The 14,506-nt window shown below is 63.9% G+C and carries 11 protein-coding genes; 8 read left to right on the top strand and 3 right to left on the bottom strand.

Going from position 1 to position 14,506, the window contains the following annotated elements:
• The 7 genes from K0B96_RS13660 (at nucleotide 1) to tnpC (ending at nucleotide 7,798) form a co-directional block, all read left to right on the top strand.
• A complete protein-coding gene (locus K0B96_RS13660) occupies nucleotides 1-1,137 on the top strand; it encodes a hypothetical protein (protein ID WP_220161442.1) in 1,137 nt (378 codons plus the stop codon).
• Complete coding sequence (locus K0B96_RS13655; RefSeq protein WP_220161441.1) at nucleotides 1,134-1,661, top strand: general secretion pathway protein GspM; 528 nt, start codon at nucleotides 1,134-1,136, stop codon at nucleotides 1,659-1,661. The genes K0B96_RS13660 and K0B96_RS13655 overlap by 4 nt, the downstream gene beginning before the upstream one ends.
• Before the next feature lie 99 nt (nucleotides 1,662-1,760).
• A complete protein-coding gene (locus K0B96_RS13650) occupies nucleotides 1,761-3,782 on the top strand; it encodes a peptidylprolyl isomerase (RefSeq protein ID WP_220161440.1) in 2,022 nt (673 codons plus the stop codon).
• A 458-nt stretch (nucleotides 3,783-4,240) separates the two neighbouring features.
• A complete protein-coding gene (locus tag K0B96_RS13645; RefSeq protein ID WP_220161439.1) occupies nucleotides 4,241-5,278 on the top strand; it encodes a pentapeptide repeat-containing protein in 1,038 nt (345 codons plus the stop codon).
• Between the two features lie 210 nt (nucleotides 5,279-5,488).
• On the top strand, nucleotides 5,489-5,914 hold the full coding sequence (tnpA, locus tag K0B96_RS13640) for an IS66 family insertion sequence element accessory protein TnpA (RefSeq protein WP_220161438.1): 426 nt from the start codon (nucleotides 5,489-5,491) through the stop codon (nucleotides 5,912-5,914).
• 3 nt (nucleotides 5,915-5,917) lie between these two features.
• Nucleotides 5,918-6,274, top strand: coding sequence for an IS66 family insertion sequence element accessory protein TnpB (tnpB, locus tag K0B96_RS13635; RefSeq protein ID WP_220161437.1), 357 nt, complete (start codon nucleotides 5,918-5,920; stop codon nucleotides 6,272-6,274).
• 51 nt (nucleotides 6,275-6,325) lie between these two features.
• Nucleotides 6,326-7,798: an IS66 family transposase gene (tnpC, locus tag K0B96_RS13630; protein ID WP_220161436.1), complete on the top strand. Its 1,473-nt coding sequence runs from the start codon at nucleotides 6,326-6,328 to the stop codon at nucleotides 7,796-7,798.
• Nucleotides 7,799-8,031: 233 nt separating this feature from the next.
• Here the strand turns inward: tnpC and K0B96_RS13625 are convergent, their stop codons facing one another.
• The 3 genes from K0B96_RS13625 to K0B96_RS13615 are packed head-to-tail and all read right to left on the bottom strand — an operon-like array spanning nucleotide 8,032 to nucleotide 13,123.
• Nucleotides 8,032-9,303 (bottom strand): type II secretion system F family protein, encoded by a 1,272-nt coding sequence (locus K0B96_RS13625; RefSeq protein ID WP_220161435.1) that lies wholly within the window; start codon nucleotides 9,301-9,303, stop codon nucleotides 8,032-8,034.
• A gap of 23 nt (nucleotides 9,304-9,326) precedes the next feature.
• Entirely contained in the window at nucleotides 9,327-11,063 is a 1,737-nt protein-coding gene (locus K0B96_RS13620) for a GspE/PulE family protein (protein WP_220161434.1), read from the bottom strand.
• Nucleotides 11,064-11,071: 8 nt separating this feature from the next.
• Entirely contained in the window at nucleotides 11,072-13,123 is a 2,052-nt protein-coding gene (locus K0B96_RS13615) for a secretin N-terminal domain-containing protein (RefSeq protein WP_220161433.1), read from the bottom strand.
• Between the two features lie 140 nt (nucleotides 13,124-13,263).
• Between K0B96_RS13615 and aroC the strand changes: the two genes are divergently transcribed.
• Nucleotides 13,264-14,382: a chorismate synthase gene (gene aroC / locus K0B96_RS13610; RefSeq protein ID WP_220161432.1), complete on the top strand. Its 1,119-nt coding sequence runs from the start codon at nucleotides 13,264-13,266 to the stop codon at nucleotides 14,380-14,382.
• Nucleotides 14,383-14,506: the final 124 nt, after the last annotated feature.

Here is a 14,506-nt window from a genome sequence, read left to right as displayed (position 1 = left end):
ATGGCTTCCTTTCTTAAAAAGTTATCGCTCGCCCGCGGTCCGCTCCGGCGGGTCGTGCTGCTCCCGGATCATTTGTTTTTCGCGCGGGTGATCGCGACGTCGGGCGATGTGGCCGTCGCGCGCGGCGAGGCCGAACTCGCCTTGGAGGCGCTGTCGCCGTTTCCGTTGGCGCAGCTTTACTATGGTTTCTTTCACGTTGAAGGCAGCTCGCGCGCGCTGATCTACGCCGCTTACCGCCGGCGATTCGCGACCGAGGTCGCCGCCGATTGGAAGGACGCGAATCTGGTGTTGCCCGCATTTGCCAGCGTCTTGGGCCGCCCCAGCGATGGCATCGCGGGAGCCACGTGGCTGATCCACGGGGAAAACAGCCTCGTGGCGGTGCGGTGGGATGACCAGGCGGTGCCCGCGGACGTGCAAATCCGGCCGGTGTTCGACGAGGAGAATCGCCCGGCGGTGCGCGATGCGTTGCTGCTCGAGCTGACGGCCAGCGAGCGCATTCGCGAACTCCATGAGTTGCCCGTGGCGAACGAAAACTCCACCGGGCCGGAATTCGAGTTCATCGCCGGCGAGAGCACGTTCGTCGTCACGCCGGAACAGGCGGCCGACCTGGACGTGCGCGACAAAACGGATTTGCAGCAACTGCGGCGGGCGCAGGCGCGAGACCGGGCGCTCTGGCGGGTCTTTCTCGTGTGTCTTGCGGCCATTGGATTGGCCATGATCGGGGAGCTAACGCTGGCCGCCGGTCGCGTCTGGCAAACGACCCGCGTAACCCGCGTGATGGCGCAACGCCCGATCGTTGACGCGATCATGACAGCGCAATCGCTCACGCATCGCATCGACGAGCTTTCGACCAAGCGATTGCGACCATTTGAAATGCTCGGGATCGTCGGCGGGGCCGTGCGCCCGAAATCGATCCAGTTTTTGCGCACGACGACGGACGGTCTTTATCGGCTCGAAATCCAAGCGCAGACGGAGTCGGCCACCGACATCAGCACCTACCGCGCAGGGTTGGTTGCGTTGCCCGGCATCGAAAAGGTGGACCTTTACGGACCTGACACGCGGGGACGGATGGCGACGTTTCGCATGGTCGTCAGTTTCAAGCCGGAAGCGCTGAACACTAGCATGGGAGAGAAATGAAAGCCCTATTCCTCAGCCGCCTTTTTCGGGAAAAAATTCTACTGGTCGCCTTCGCCGCGCTGATTGCCGGCGTGTGGCTTTGGTCGTGGGAAGGCCGCGCTGCTCGCCTCTGGGCGGCGCAGCGCCATACGACGGTCGAATTGCGCGACCAAGCGCTGTGGCTGGCCAATCACCAGCAAATCGAGGACGAAGCGCGCAAGGCCGTGGAGCATCTCGATCCGAGCCGCACGTTCGATGCCGCGCGACTGGTCGGTGAGATCGCCGTGATCGCGAGCGGCGCCGGTCTGAAAGATACCGCGGGCGAAGCGCCGCGCACTGAGCAGACGGCGGGCTTTGCGGTGAATTCCGTCGAGTTCTCCATTCGCAAAGCCGATCTCGCATCGCTCCTGAGATTTTACGAAGAGCTCGGCAAGCGCGCGCCCTACATCACGATCGAACAATTGTCGCTCGCGGCGGATCGTTCCAATCCCGCGCTCCTCAATGCGTCGTTGCGCGTCGTGTCGGTCGAAATTGCGCGCCCGTAGCGACTTGCCGCGTCGCTCGAGCTGCAGGAGGGTGCGGTGCGGGGCGATGGCGGCGCTTTGACGCAACAATTGCTTGGCGTGGACGTCTTCTCGCGTGCAATGTCCCCGTCAATTATGACCTTTCTCCGCCTGACCTCCGTGCTTGCGGCGCTGCTGCTGACCGCGACTCTCCGTGCGCAAGCGCCTGCGTTGGCCGTGACTCAACCGGTGCCGGCCCAGACCGCGCCGGTGCCGACCACGCTCAATCTCACCTCCTACTTTGGTTACTCGGGCGTGACGGGGACGATCGTCCAGTTCGATACCGATCTGGGGAAGTTCAACGTCGAGCTGCTCTACAATGCGGCTCCGCTGAGCGTGGCGAATTTTCTGAATTACGTGAGCAACAGTTCGTATAACGATACGATCTTCCACCGTTCGGCCAAGCTCAGTGGCACGGGCAACCAGATTTTGCAGGGCGGCGGTTACACGTATGCGATTCCGCCGGACTTCGTGGTGCACAAGCCGGCCATACCGCTGGAATACAATTTGCCGAATGCGCGGGGCACGATCGCCTTTGCCCGCACGTCCGATCCGAATTCCGCCACGAGCGAGTGGTTCATCAATGTGAACGACAATACCACCGTGCTGGGTGCTTCGAACGGCGGCGGCTACGCCGTCTTCGGCCGCGTGATCGGTGGCGGCATGACCGTCGTCGATGCGCTTGCGGCCGTGCCGGTCTATGATCTCACGGGCGGAAACGCCGCTAATCCTTTCAGCTCCCTCCCTCTGCAAAATTTGAGCACGTCGGCGGTTAATCTGGAAAATCTGATCCACGTGCGCTCGGTCGCCGTGGTCCCGCTTTATCCGACGGCGGGAAGTTCCGCCAGCGTTCTTGGCTTCTCGGCGGTGAGCGCCAACCCCGCGCTGTTGAGCGTCGGCCTCTCCGGCAGCACCTTGACGATGACGCCCGGCGCCGGCAGTGGCTTTACGACAGTGACCGTGACGGCGACGGATGCCGAAGGGGCGTCGGTCCAAACAACGTTCAACGTGACCGTGGGACCGCAAGTCCCGGCCATCACCACGCAGCCGACGAGTGTCACCGTGCCCACCGGCATGGCCACGGTGCTTCGCGTTTCCGCGCTGGGTGCACCCTTGAATTACCAATGGAAGAAAGACGGCACGGCGATCACGGGCGAGACGCGGTCGAGCCTCGTCGTTAACACGGCCGGCTCCTACACGGTGACCGTGCAAAACGGCGCCGGCTCGGTGACCTCGGATGCCGCAGTCGTGACCGCAGTGACGAGCACCAACCCGGGGCGCCTGAGCAACCTTTCCATTCGCACCGACGCCGGCACCGCCGATCAGACGTTGATTGTCGGCTTCGTCGTCGGCGGCACGGGCACGTCTGGCTCAAAAGCGCTGCTCCTGCGCGGCGTGGGGCCGACGCTGGGCGGACTGGGCGTGGCTTCATTTCTTCCCGACCCGACACTCAACGTCTATGCAAGCGGTTCGAGCTCTGTGGTGGCGACCAACAACAATTGGGGCGGCGATGTAAACGTCACGGCGGTCGGCACCGCGGTGGGGGCGTTCCCGCTGGCGAGCGCGATCAGCAAGGATGCCGCGCTGGTGTTCAATACGACGGGCGGCGTTTATACCGCGCAGGTCGTCGGGGCCGGCGTCTCGACGGGCGTGGCGCTCGCGGAAATCTATGATGCGACCCCGCCGGGCGATTATACGTTGTCGACTCCGAGGCTGACGAATGCTTCGGCCCGCGCCCAAGTCGGGCTCGGCGAACACGTCTTGATTGCCGGCTTTGTCGTCACAGGCGACACGGCGCGCACCCTGCTCATTCGCGGTCTGGGGCCGACGCTTACGTCGCTCGGTGTCACCAACGCCCTGGCGAATCCGCGTCTCGACTTGTTCAACAGCAGCGGCGACACGGTGGCGAGCAACGACGATTGGGCCGGTGATGTTACCATTAAGAATGTTTCGGCCACCATCGGTGCCACCGCGCTCGTCAGCGATTCCAGCCAGGATGCCGTGCTGCTGGTGACGCTTCCGCCAGGCGTCTATACGGCGCAAGTTTCGGGCGTCGGGGCTACGACTGGCGTCGCGCTCGCCGAGGTTTACGAAGTGCAGTGATCGATTCTGCCGCGGCCAAAGAGGGGGCTAAATAAACTGATTTAGCCCGCCTCCTTGCTGGATGGGGGCTTTGTGCTTCCGTCGCGTTCAGCCATTTGAACGCGTGAGTCGTCTCGAAGTCCCCATTTTTGGAGCGGCTGCCTGCTAGTAGCGCGGCCCAACCGCAATGGCCGAGGCTGACACTGAAGGTATGTGGCCTGCCCGGAAATGGTAAGTTTCAGGCACGGCGGAGTAGCAGTGGCCGTCAACAATAGGCGAGCCTGCAGCCCGTTCGCGTAAACTTGCGCTGCGGATGGAAGTGAGTGCATCCTTTTGACGCATGACAGGAGTAGCGCTGCATTACCTCAGCGAAGAGCGAGCGATCGTTTCTATCGCTCGACCGAGCTCAAAAAGAAGACCAAGCATAAGATTTTTCCTGCAGCCCTGCTGCCCGGGCAGAACTAGTCAAACGTCAAGACATGAGGTCTTATGCCTTGCTCTCAAAAATGGTGGGATGTTACGACGCCCGCACAGTGGCAGCCGCACGTGGAGAAATACTGGCTGTTCGGCGAAGGCACGCCTCTATTGACGCGGTGATGATCAGCGAATCGTTGAACCTCGAAATCTGGGATCGGCTAATCCAGGGCAAGCCGCTCGATGGGCTTGCCTTGGCCGCGAAGGAAGGACGCATCGATTTGGGCGGCCTTGAATTGCCTGAGCCTTCGATCTTGCGCCGCTTTCAGGTGCGAGGGGTCGCAATGGCTGAGATTGATCCCGGTGCCGTCATTCACGGTGCCAAGTGGCGGAACCTCGACTTCAGCGGTAGCAAACTGAACGGGCTTCGACTCTTCGGGTGTGAGCTGAACAACTGCCGCTTTGATCGTTGTCAGCTTCAGGATCTACGCGTGTGGGCAACGACGTTCACGGACTGCAGTTTTAAGGGAGCCAATCTCAAAAAATCAGCGCTTGGGGGCGTGCAGAACGGCAAGCGCAACATCTACTCGGGAGTGGACTTCTCCGGTGCCGATTTGCGCGAGACTGCTTACAAGGCTGCTGCGTTCGAACGGTGTGTTTTTCGCGACGCGAAGCTCGTGAAGATCGACTTCCAGACGAGCACGTTCACCGACTGCGTTTTCGAGGGTGAGCTTAGAGATGTGCTGTTCTATCGGCGTGGCTTCGAGGGAGAGGCGTTCCCCTCGAACGAAATGATCAACGTGGATCTTAGCCGAGCGAAGCTGCACGACGTTAGTTTCCGTGGATTGGCGTTGGATCGCGTGAGGCTGCCGGAAGATGCCGAGCACATCGTGATCAAGAACGTGCCGGCCACGTTGGATAAGCTGATCGCGGCGCTGAAGCAGCAGGGCGACACGCTGGCCAAGCAGCTCACTGCCTTCCTCAACATAGATCGGAAGTGGATTGTTCCCAACCAGGCACAGGCGGTCATCAACGTTCAGGATCTGGCGGAGACGCTGGGTGACGCAGGGGTTAATCGCCTTCGTGAATTGCTGCGGCAGTGAAGTGCAGCGGTTCGCTCGCGCTCACAACAACGCGGAACATGCGGCACGCTGCGCGCCAGCAAAGCTGTCACGCATCCTGCTCGTTCCTCCGCGGTGTCGCTCTGGGCGCAAGGCCCGGCGCTCCATCCCTCCGCTGCGCTGCGGGCAAACCGTAAGCGTCGCTTCGGGTGCCTCGTAGATACGAGACATATGAAGTGATAGTCTGCCGGAATGGCGATAACTACGACGGGAGCGGCAGCCGAGACCGAGGTGATCGAGACCGGTGAGCAGCGCGATGCGTTGGGCCGGCGGCGGAGGCCGGCGGAGCAGCGAGCGGAGTTGTTGGCGGCGTATCGGTCGAGCGGGTTGACGCAGCGCGCGTTCGCGCGGCGAGAAGGGATCAATTACACGACGTTCTGCAGTTGGGCGCAATGCGAGCGGGCGGCGGGCCGGCTGGCGCCGGCCCGGCCGGGGCGCCCCCAGGCGGGGGTCGTCACCGCGGTGCGTCCACCGGAAAGGATCAGCTTCGTCGAGGCGGCGCTGCCCGCTATGGCCGGCGGGTCGGCGGAATTGAGGGTGCGGCTGCCCGACGGCACGGAGGTGCGCGGGGGCGATGTCGCGGAGTTGGCGAAGCTGGTGCGAGCGTTGCGCGGGTAAGCGATGCTCGCGTTTCCGGCTGCGATTCGGATCTACGTGGCGGTGGAGCCCGTGGACATGCGCAAGCAATACGACGGATTATGGGCCGCCGCGCAGCAGCACTTGGGCGAGGATCCGAAACAGGGCGCGGTGTTTTGTTTCACGAACAAGGAGCGCACGCGTTTGAAGCTGTTGTATTGGGACGGCACCGGCGTGTGGGTGCTGGCGAAGCGGCTGGAAGAGGGACGCTTCTCCTGGCCAAAGCCGAGCGAGACGAAGCGCAAACTGGCGCTCGCGCCGGAAGCGCTGGCGCTGTTAGTCGGCGGCGTGGAACTCAAGCACGGCTCGCTGAAGCCGTGGTATGAGCGGGCGGAAAAATAGTTTTGCCGGGCTGGAACTTATACAAGGTGCGAGGTTCTCACCGCGCGCGCCATGGTCGCCCCCACCGATGAAGTGCAGCAACTGCGCGAGGAGAACGCGGTGCTGCGCGCGCAAATCGAGTGGTTGAAGAAGCAACTGTTTGGGCCGGGCAAAAGCGAGGCGCTGGACCGGGCGCAACTGCTCCTGAAGCTGGGCGAACTGGAAAAGCTCGCGGCCACCACTCGTCCCACCGCCACGATCACCTACGAGCGCCCGGCCGGGCCGGCGCCCAAGCGCACACTGCCGGCCGAGTCCTTCGCGCATCTGCCGGTGAAGGAGACCATCGAGATCGTGCCCGAGTTGGTGCGCGCCGATCCCAGCGTTTACGAAAGGATCGGCGAGGAGCGGACCTTCGAGGTGGACATCGTGCCGCCACAGCTCTTCAAGCGCGAGATCGTCCGGCCGAAGTTCAGGCATTGCCTGGATCGCAACCGCGCGCCGCTCCTGGCGCCGGCGCCGGCGCGGATCGCGCTCGGGGGCTTCGCCTCGGCGGGGTTGATCGCGTGGGCGTTGACCGCGAAGTATGCCGATCATCTGCCGCTTTACCGCCAGGAAAGGATGCTGGCCCGCTGGGGTGCGCCGATCTCGCGTCAGAACTTGAGCGACTGGACCGGCCTGGCGACCGCGCTGCTCGAGCCGCTGGTCAAACGGATGAAGCAGGCGCTGCTGGCCGGTGGCTACGTGGTCGTCGACGAGACGCCCATTCGGTGCAACGACCCCGACCTGCGGGACGGAAAAACGACGCAGGGCTGGTTGTGGGCGCTCTCGCATCCTGGAGGTGATGTCATCTTCGAGTGGCGATTATCCCGGCGGCACGAGGAAGCCGAAAAACTCCTCGGCAAGTATCAAGGCCTGCTGCCATCCGACGCCTACGAAGCCTACCCCGCCTACGCGAAGACGCACCCCGGCGTGGTGTGGCTGGGCTGCTGGGCGCACGCCCGGCGCAAGTTCCACGAGGCGCTCGCCGAGGCCCCGGTTCGCGCCGGCTTCGTGTTGCGGCTGATCGGGCATCTTTATCATTACGAATCCCAATGGCGCCGGGCCGGTCCGGCGCTGCGCGCCGCTCGGCGCCAAGGTCACTTCGGACTGACGCTCGCGCTGCTGAAGAAGACCGCCCAACGGCTCCAGCAACTCGCGCTGCCGCGCTCCCAGCTCGGGCAGGCCTGCGCTTACCTGCTCGGCCATTGGGCGCCGCTGACCGCGCATCTCGCCCACGGCCGCACGCAGCTCGATACCAACGCCGTCGAAAACGCGATCCGCCCGAGCAAACTCGGCGCGAAGAACTGGCTGTTCGTCGGCCATCCCGACGCCGGCGACCGCGCCGCGGTCCTCTACTCGCTGATCATCTCAGCCCAGCGCCACGGCCACGATCCGCACGCTTACTTGAAAGACGTGCTCACCCAGCTGCCGACGATAACCACGAACGACGACCTCGGCCCGCTGTTGCCCTCGCAGTGGAAACCGGCCGCGACCACCGCGTCGTAGGTCTCGGATCTACGCGCCACCTCGCCGTCGTCACTCTCGTAGTTACGTCCCGTTCAAATCCCGTGCCACTCATCCGAGGCACTCGAAGCGACGCTTACGCTTCTGGCACGCGAAGAGCGATCACCCGGCGGCGCGGCCCGCGGAGTAAAAACGCGCTGCGCTGGTTGGACTCGCACGAGGCAACGCAGGCTTGGAACGGGTGTCGCGTAGGTCGCCCGAGTGGCCTGAGGCGCTCAGGCTTTGAAGCTCGCGCTGGCTTGGAAGACGGCGCTGACGATCGCAAAGGCGATGAAGCCGACGAACACGAATACGGCCAGCAGCACGGCACTCGCGATCACGCGGGTGAAGACGTTGAGCTGCACCGTGATGTTCGCACGGTAGTTTTTCGCGATGTCTTTCAGGCTCGGCACGACGTTGCCGGTGTTTTCACCGACGGCGAGGCGGTCGAGCACGAGATCCGGAAACACGTTGGTGCGGGCAAGCGCGAGGGAAAGCGCCTCGCCTTCGAGCACGCGCGTGATCGCCGCGCCGAACGCGCTGCGTTGCACGCGATTCGCGATCTGGCGTTCGGTCATCTTCAACGCTTCGGCGGTCGTGATGCCGTTTTCGAGGAGGACGGAGAGCGTTTGACTGATGGCGAGAACGGTTTGCGAGGTGATGAACGCGCCGACGAGCGGCAGTTTCAGAAACCAGGCGTCGGACTTGGCGCGACCGGGCTCCGTGGCGCGCCAGCGCCAGAAGGAGATGCCCGCGAAAATCGCCGCCGCGATGACGAAGATGCCGTAGTGCAGGGAGAAGTTGGCCGCGCCGACGAGGATCTTCGTGGAGAGCGGCAGTTCGCCGCCGAGCGAGCTGAGCAGCGTCTGCAGACGCGGCAGGAGGAAAAACATGAAGAAGAGGATGACGCCGCCGGCGACGAACATCATGAAGACCGGATACGCGAGTGCCGAGGCGAGCTGGCGCCGCAGTTCGCGTTGCTCGTGCAAATGGGCGATCAGGCGCGACAGGGTTTCGTTCAACGACCCGGTCGCTTCGCCGGCCTGGATGAGATTGAGCGTGGAGGAATCGAAGACCTGGGGGAAGGCGGCCATCGCTTGGGACAGCGGGGCGCCTTCGCCGATGCGTTCCCACAGGCCGCCGCAGAGGGCGCGCAACGCGGGCTCCTTGATGCGATGCGAAAGGAGGCGGACGGACTCGCCGGCGGACAGGCCGCTGGACGTGAGATCGTGCAAGGCCTGCAAAAAGGAGAGGCGCTCCTTGCGGCGCAGCACGACGGCGGTGCGTTCGCGGCGGAGGCGAGCGGCGGCGACTTTGGCGGGCGGCTTCGTTTTGGCGGCGGCGCCGTCGCGCGCGGGACGGACGTTTTCCGCCTGTTCTTCCACGCTCAGGACGCGCACGCCGCGGGCGGAGAGCATGCGCAGGGCGTCGCGGCGGGTGGGGGCGTCGAGCGTCGCGGAGACGGACTGCCCCGAGGCATCGCGAGCCGTGTAGGAGAAACGAGGCATCAGGGCGGTGGGCGGCGGCGCGGTTACTTGCTCTCGGTGACACTGATCACGCGAAGAACTTCCTCGAGGGTCGTGTAGCCGGCCTTGACCTTGTCCCAACCGCTTTGGCCGAGAGACCGCATGCCTTGCTGGCGTGCGGCGTGGGTCAGCGTGCGCGTGCTTTCGCGCTTGAGGATGAGTTCGTGCAAGTCGTCGTTGAGGCGGAAAATTTCAAACAGGCCGATGCGGCCGCGATAACCGGTGCCACGGCAGCGGTCGCAGCCCACGGGAGATTTGAGCGACTCGATGAGCTCGGCCTCGGCGGTATCGCAACCGAGGATCGCGAGAGTGTCGCGAAGCTTGAGTTTGCTGATGGGCTCGGGGCGCGAGCATTCGCTGCAGAGGCGGCGGACAAGGCGCTGGGCGATGACGAGCTCGATCGCGGAGGCGACGAGGAAGGGCTCGATGCCCATGTCGACGAGACGCGTGATGGCGCCGGGCGCGTCGTTGGTGTGGAGCGTCGAGAAAACCAAGTGGCCGGTGAGCGAGGCGCGGATGGCGATGTCGGCGGTGTCGCGGTCGCGGATTTCGCCGACCATGATGACGTCGGGATCCTGACGGAGCACGTGGCGGAGCGCGCTGGCGAAGGTGAGGCCGATCTCGGTGCGAACCTGCATCTGGTTCACGCCGGGCACTTCGTATTCGATCGGATCTTCGATCGTGATGATGCGCAGATCGGTGGAATTGATTTTGCGCAGAAACGCGTTGAGCGACGTGCTTTTGCCGGAGCCGGTCGGGCCCGTGACGAGGATGATGCCGTGCGGATAATCGAGGACCTGGGCGATTTGCGCCTGCTCGTCCGCGCTCATGCCGAGGCGGTCCATCGTGTAGGCTTCCTTCTTCTGGTTGAGAAGGCGCAGCGAAATCGATTCCGCGTAAATGGTGGGCACGGTCGAGACGCGGATATCGAGCGTGGTGTTGGCGGCCTTGAAATTGATGCGGCCGTCCTGCGGGAGGCGTTTCTCGGAGATGTTGAGCCGGGCCATGATTTTCAGGCGCGAGATGATGGCGTCCTGATAACGCAGCAAATTTTCCGGCACGGGGACCTGGACGAGGAGGCCGTCGACGCGGTAACGAATGCGCAGTTGCGCCTCCTGCGGCTCGAAATGGATGTCGGTCGCCTCGTCGGCGATGGCTTGGGAAATGACGTCGCTGACGAAGCGGACCACGGCGGCGTCCTCGTCGACGGTTTCCTCCTGCTGCGTGAGCGTTTCCGGGGCGACGTATCCATCGTCGCCGTCTTCGAGCGAACCGGAGCCGACGCCGAACGTTTCGACGATGAGCTGCTGAACGCGTTCGGGCACGGCGAGATGCCAGACGAGTGGGCGCGGGGTGAAGGTGCGAATCCACTCGGACATGATCGCATCGGGCGGCCAGCCGGTGGCGAGGTGGAGCGGGCGCAAGGTGTCGGCCTCGGCCTCCGCCGAATCATCGACGGGCGTGGCGGCCGGGCCGAAGACGATCGGGATGATCTGGTAATCGTGCGCGAGGCGAGCGGGCAGCAGGCCGCGGGCGGTGGTGTCGGGCGTGAGGCTGGACGCGATGTCGAGTCGCGACGCGTCGGCCAGCTCGGCGAGCGCGGCGGGTTCGGCGAGCGAAAGTTCGCGGGCGAGCGCGCCGAGGCGGAGGTGGCGCGGCACCTCCAGCACAGACTGGCGCTGTTCGGGAGTGAGACGGTCGGCGAACGCAGCCGGGAGGCCTTCGGCGAGAAGAACAGACATGGCGCGGCTTACTTCTTCTTGGCCGAGGGAGCGGGCGGCGTCAGGTAGTCGTTGATCTGATCGCGATTCGACTGCTCGCTGATTTGCTTGCGCGCATCTTTTCCGCCTTCTTCCGGACGGATGACGTGCGGGCGGATGAAGAGGAGCAACTCGGTTCGTTCGAGGGTGTTGTTGCGGCCGCCGAAGATCTGACTGAGGATCGGAATTTCGTGGAAGAAGCCGAGTTTCGTGCGGTCCTTGGTGTTCTTGGTGCGCTGGAGGCCGCCGAGCACAATCATCTGTCCGTCGATGACATTAACGTAGGACGTTGCCTGTCGACGACCGATGATGGGCTGCAGATTGTTGTCGATGGTGACGTTGCCGAGGATGTCATCCACTTTCTGGTCGATCTTGAGTTCGATACTGCCGTCGTCGCCGATGAGGGGCGTGACTTTCAAGTCGATCGCGATGTCTTTGTAAGTGACCTGGGAGCTGGTGACCAAACTGTTCGCGGTGGTGACGCCGGAGGAGATGGGACTCGACGTGCTGCCGGTGATAATGGGCTGCGACTGGCCGACGATGATTTCCGCTTCCTTATTGTGCACCGCCATGATGGTCGGCGCGGACAGAATCTTCACGTTGCTGTTGGCACCGGTGTCACCGAGGAAGGCTTGGAACGCGAGGGGGTTGACGACGCCGCCGGTGATGGCCCAACCGGCGATGCCGCTGGTCACCCCGCCCGTTGAGGAAACACTGCCTGAGCTAAAGTTGGTAATCTGGGTTTTCCCGTTCTTCGGATTTTGGCCGATTGTGAGTCCGAGTGAGGCGATGCCGCTCTTGTCGTTGTCGTTCAAGGTGACCTCGGCGATGATCACTTCGATTTTCACTTGGGCCAAAACGATGTCGATTTTCTCGACGAGTTCACGGATCAGGCGGACGTCGTCGACGGTGCCGGAAACGATCACGGCGTTGCTGCGTTCGTCGGGGATGATCGTGACCAGACTGCTGAACTCCGTAGTGTTATCGATGCCGAGGCCGGCGAGAGTGGCTGAGGCGTTGGTGGCGGGCGCGGCAGGGGTGCCGGCGGGTTGGTTGGGCGTCACGACTTGACCAGGGCGGAGAGAACCGCCGGCGCCGGTGGATTTCGCAGCGTTGTTCTGACCGGAGACGAGCTGGCTGAGGAGGGTGGAAACGTCTTTCGACGAAGCGTGCTTCAAGTAGATGACTTCGTTGCGCGTGTTGGGCTCGGCTTTCACGTCGAGCTTGGCGATGAGGTCGTCGAAGAACTCACGCTGGCGCCGGTCCGCGATAACGATGACTTGGTTGGTGCGGTCGTCGGCGGTGTAGGTGGTGGCGCTGCCGAGCTGGCCTTGGAGAGGGCCTTGGAAGAGCGCACGGAGCTTGTTGACCAAGTCGCTGGCCTTCGCGAAGTGCAGCGGGTAAAAGCGCGGCGTCATGTTGGCCGTGATGGGCTTGTCGAGCTCGCGGACGAGCGTTTCGACGCGCTGAAGGTTGCTGACCGAATCGGTGATGAGTGCGGCGTTGGTTTTGTCGAAGATCACCGGCCCGCCCATCTGCGGATTGAGGAGCGTGTTGATCTGCGGGATGAATTCGCTGACGCGCAGAAAATCGAGTTGGAAGACCTTCGACATGACGCGGCCGGAGGGCGGCAGATCGAGGGCGGAACCGGTGAGCATTTCGGGCGCTTCGGTGCGGGTTTGCGCGAGCGCAGTGACCTTCAAGAAACGGTCACCCATCGGCGAGAGGCCGATCTGGTTCATCGAGAGAATGGTCTCGAGGGCGTGGATCGCCTCGCTCTTCGGCATCGGCCGCACGATGTTGAGCGTGTAGGTGGCGGTCGGGAGGGTTTGCGGGCGCAGGATGGTGCGGCCAGTCCATTGCTCGAGGAGCTGCAGCACGGTCTCGAGCGGAGCGTCGGAAAGTTTGATCGACTGGATCGTCTCTTCCTCCGGGGCAGGCGAAGCGGTGCGGGCGGGGGGAGTGGAAGGCTGCGCCCAAGCAGGACTAAGAAGCACAACCGGGAGGGCGACGGACAGCAGACGGAGAAAGCGCAGGCTCATGAAAAGGGGCAGCAAATGCACAAGAAGAGTGGTTGTAAACGCGTTTGTCCCGATTCTGACGCCGGGTGCGCGAGAAGGTTGCCTCGGGATTCGTTTGCCCTTGCCGGGCCGGAGCGCGCCGCCAACGTTTCCGCCTCTCGATGCCCAACTCTTTCGGAAAGCTTTTCCGCGTCACTACATGGGGCGAAAGCCACGGGGCGGCCGTGGGCGTAGTGATCGACGGTTGTCCGCCGAATCTGCCATTCGATCTGGCAGAAATTCAGGCGGAGCTTGATCGGCGTCGACCGGGACAAAGCGACATCGTGACGCCGCGCAAAGAAGAGGATCGCGTGGAGGTGTTGTCGGGGGTGTTCGAGGGACGCACGACGGGGACGCCGATTTCGCTGCTGGTGCGCAACGCGGATCAACGACCGGGCGCCTACGACGAGATGAAGGACAAGTTTCGGCCGTCGCACGCGGATTTCACGTATCAGGCGAAGTTTGGGCGGCGCGATCACCGCGGCGGCGGGCGCAGTTCGGCGCGCGAAACCGTGGGGCGCGTGGCGGCGGGAGCCATTGCGAAGAAGATTTTAGCGCAAGGGGTGAAGGCGGCGGGCGGCGCGGCGGTGGAAATCCGGGCGTTTCTCACGCAGGTGCACGATATCGCGATGCCGGAGGAGGCGCGGGCGGCGTTTCCGACGCTGGCGGACGTCGAGGCGACGCCGGTGCGTTGTCCGCATCCGGCGACAGCGGCGGCGATGATCGCGCGCATCAAACACGTGCGCAGCGAGGGCGATTCGGTGGGCGGCGTGATCGAGTGCCGGGTGCGCGGACTGCCGGCGGGGCTGGGCGAACCGGTGTTTGACCGCCTTGAGGCGGATCTGGCGAAGGCGATGCTTTCGTTGCCGGCGACCAAAGGATTTGAGATCGGCAGCGGGTTCGCGGGGGCGCGGCTGCGCGGCAGCGAGCACAACGATGCGTTTGAATCGCGTGGCGGCGTGGTGCACACGACGACGAACCGCTCCGGCGGCGTGCAGGGCGGCATCAGCAACGGCGAGGAGATTGTGTTTCGCGTGGCGTTCAAACCGACGGCGACGATTTTGCAGTCACAGAAGACCGTCGATATCCTTGGCGCCGAGACGGAATTAATGGGGCGGGGCCGGCACGATCCGTGCGTGGTGCCGCGAGCGGTGCCGATCGTCGAAGCGATGACCGCGCTCGTGCTGGTCGATCATTGGATGCGGCAGGCGGCGCAGTGCGGGACGTTTACGTTCGCATAAGCGTTGAGGGGCGAAGAGCGCGGACAGAGCCGCCGGGTGCGCGGAGGTGCCGGGCCGGCGATTTTGACGCGAGCGCACGGGCGGGCGGAGCGCCCGAGGCCGAGAGTGCGAGGTGGGTTGCAAA

Source organism: Horticoccus luteus (assembly GCF_019464535.1).
Taxonomy (GTDB): domain Bacteria; phylum Verrucomicrobiota; class Verrucomicrobiia; order Opitutales; family Opitutaceae; genus Horticoccus; species Horticoccus luteus.
Note: the sequence above shows the minus strand (reverse complement) of the source record. Positions and strands in the feature narration are given on the sequence as shown.

Bases quoted from the DNA above. Each gene is read 5' to 3' on its own strand.
- K0B96_RS13660 (WP_220161442.1), top strand. From the start codon at position 1: ATGGCTTCCTTTCTTAAAAAGTTATCGCTCGCCCGCGGTCCGCTCCGG.
- K0B96_RS13655 (WP_220161441.1), top strand. From the start codon at position 1,134: ATGAAAGCCCTATTCCTCAGCCGCCTTTTTCGGGAAAAAATTCTACTG.
- K0B96_RS13650 (WP_220161440.1), top strand. From the start codon at position 1,761: ATGTCCCCGTCAATTATGACCTTTCTCCGCCTGACCTCCGTGCTTGCG.
- K0B96_RS13645 (WP_220161439.1), top strand. From the start codon at position 4,241: ATGAGGTCTTATGCCTTGCTCTCAAAAATGGTGGGATGTTACGACGCC.
- tnpA (WP_220161438.1), top strand. From the start codon at position 5,489: ATGGCGATAACTACGACGGGAGCGGCAGCCGAGACCGAGGTGATCGAG.
- tnpB (WP_220161437.1), top strand. From the start codon at position 5,918: ATGCTCGCGTTTCCGGCTGCGATTCGGATCTACGTGGCGGTGGAGCCC.
- tnpC (WP_220161436.1), top strand. From the start codon at position 6,326: ATGGTCGCCCCCACCGATGAAGTGCAGCAACTGCGCGAGGAGAACGCG.
- K0B96_RS13625 (WP_220161435.1), bottom strand. From the start codon at position 9,303: ATGCCTCGTTTCTCCTACACGGCTCGCGATGCCTCGGGGCAGTCCGTC.
- K0B96_RS13620 (WP_220161434.1), bottom strand. From the start codon at position 11,063: ATGTCTGTTCTTCTCGCCGAAGGCCTCCCGGCTGCGTTCGCCGACCGT.
- K0B96_RS13615 (WP_220161433.1), bottom strand. From the start codon at position 13,123: ATGAGCCTGCGCTTTCTCCGTCTGCTGTCCGTCGCCCTCCCGGTTGTG.
- aroC (WP_220161432.1), top strand. From the start codon at position 13,264: ATGCCCAACTCTTTCGGAAAGCTTTTCCGCGTCACTACATGGGGCGAA.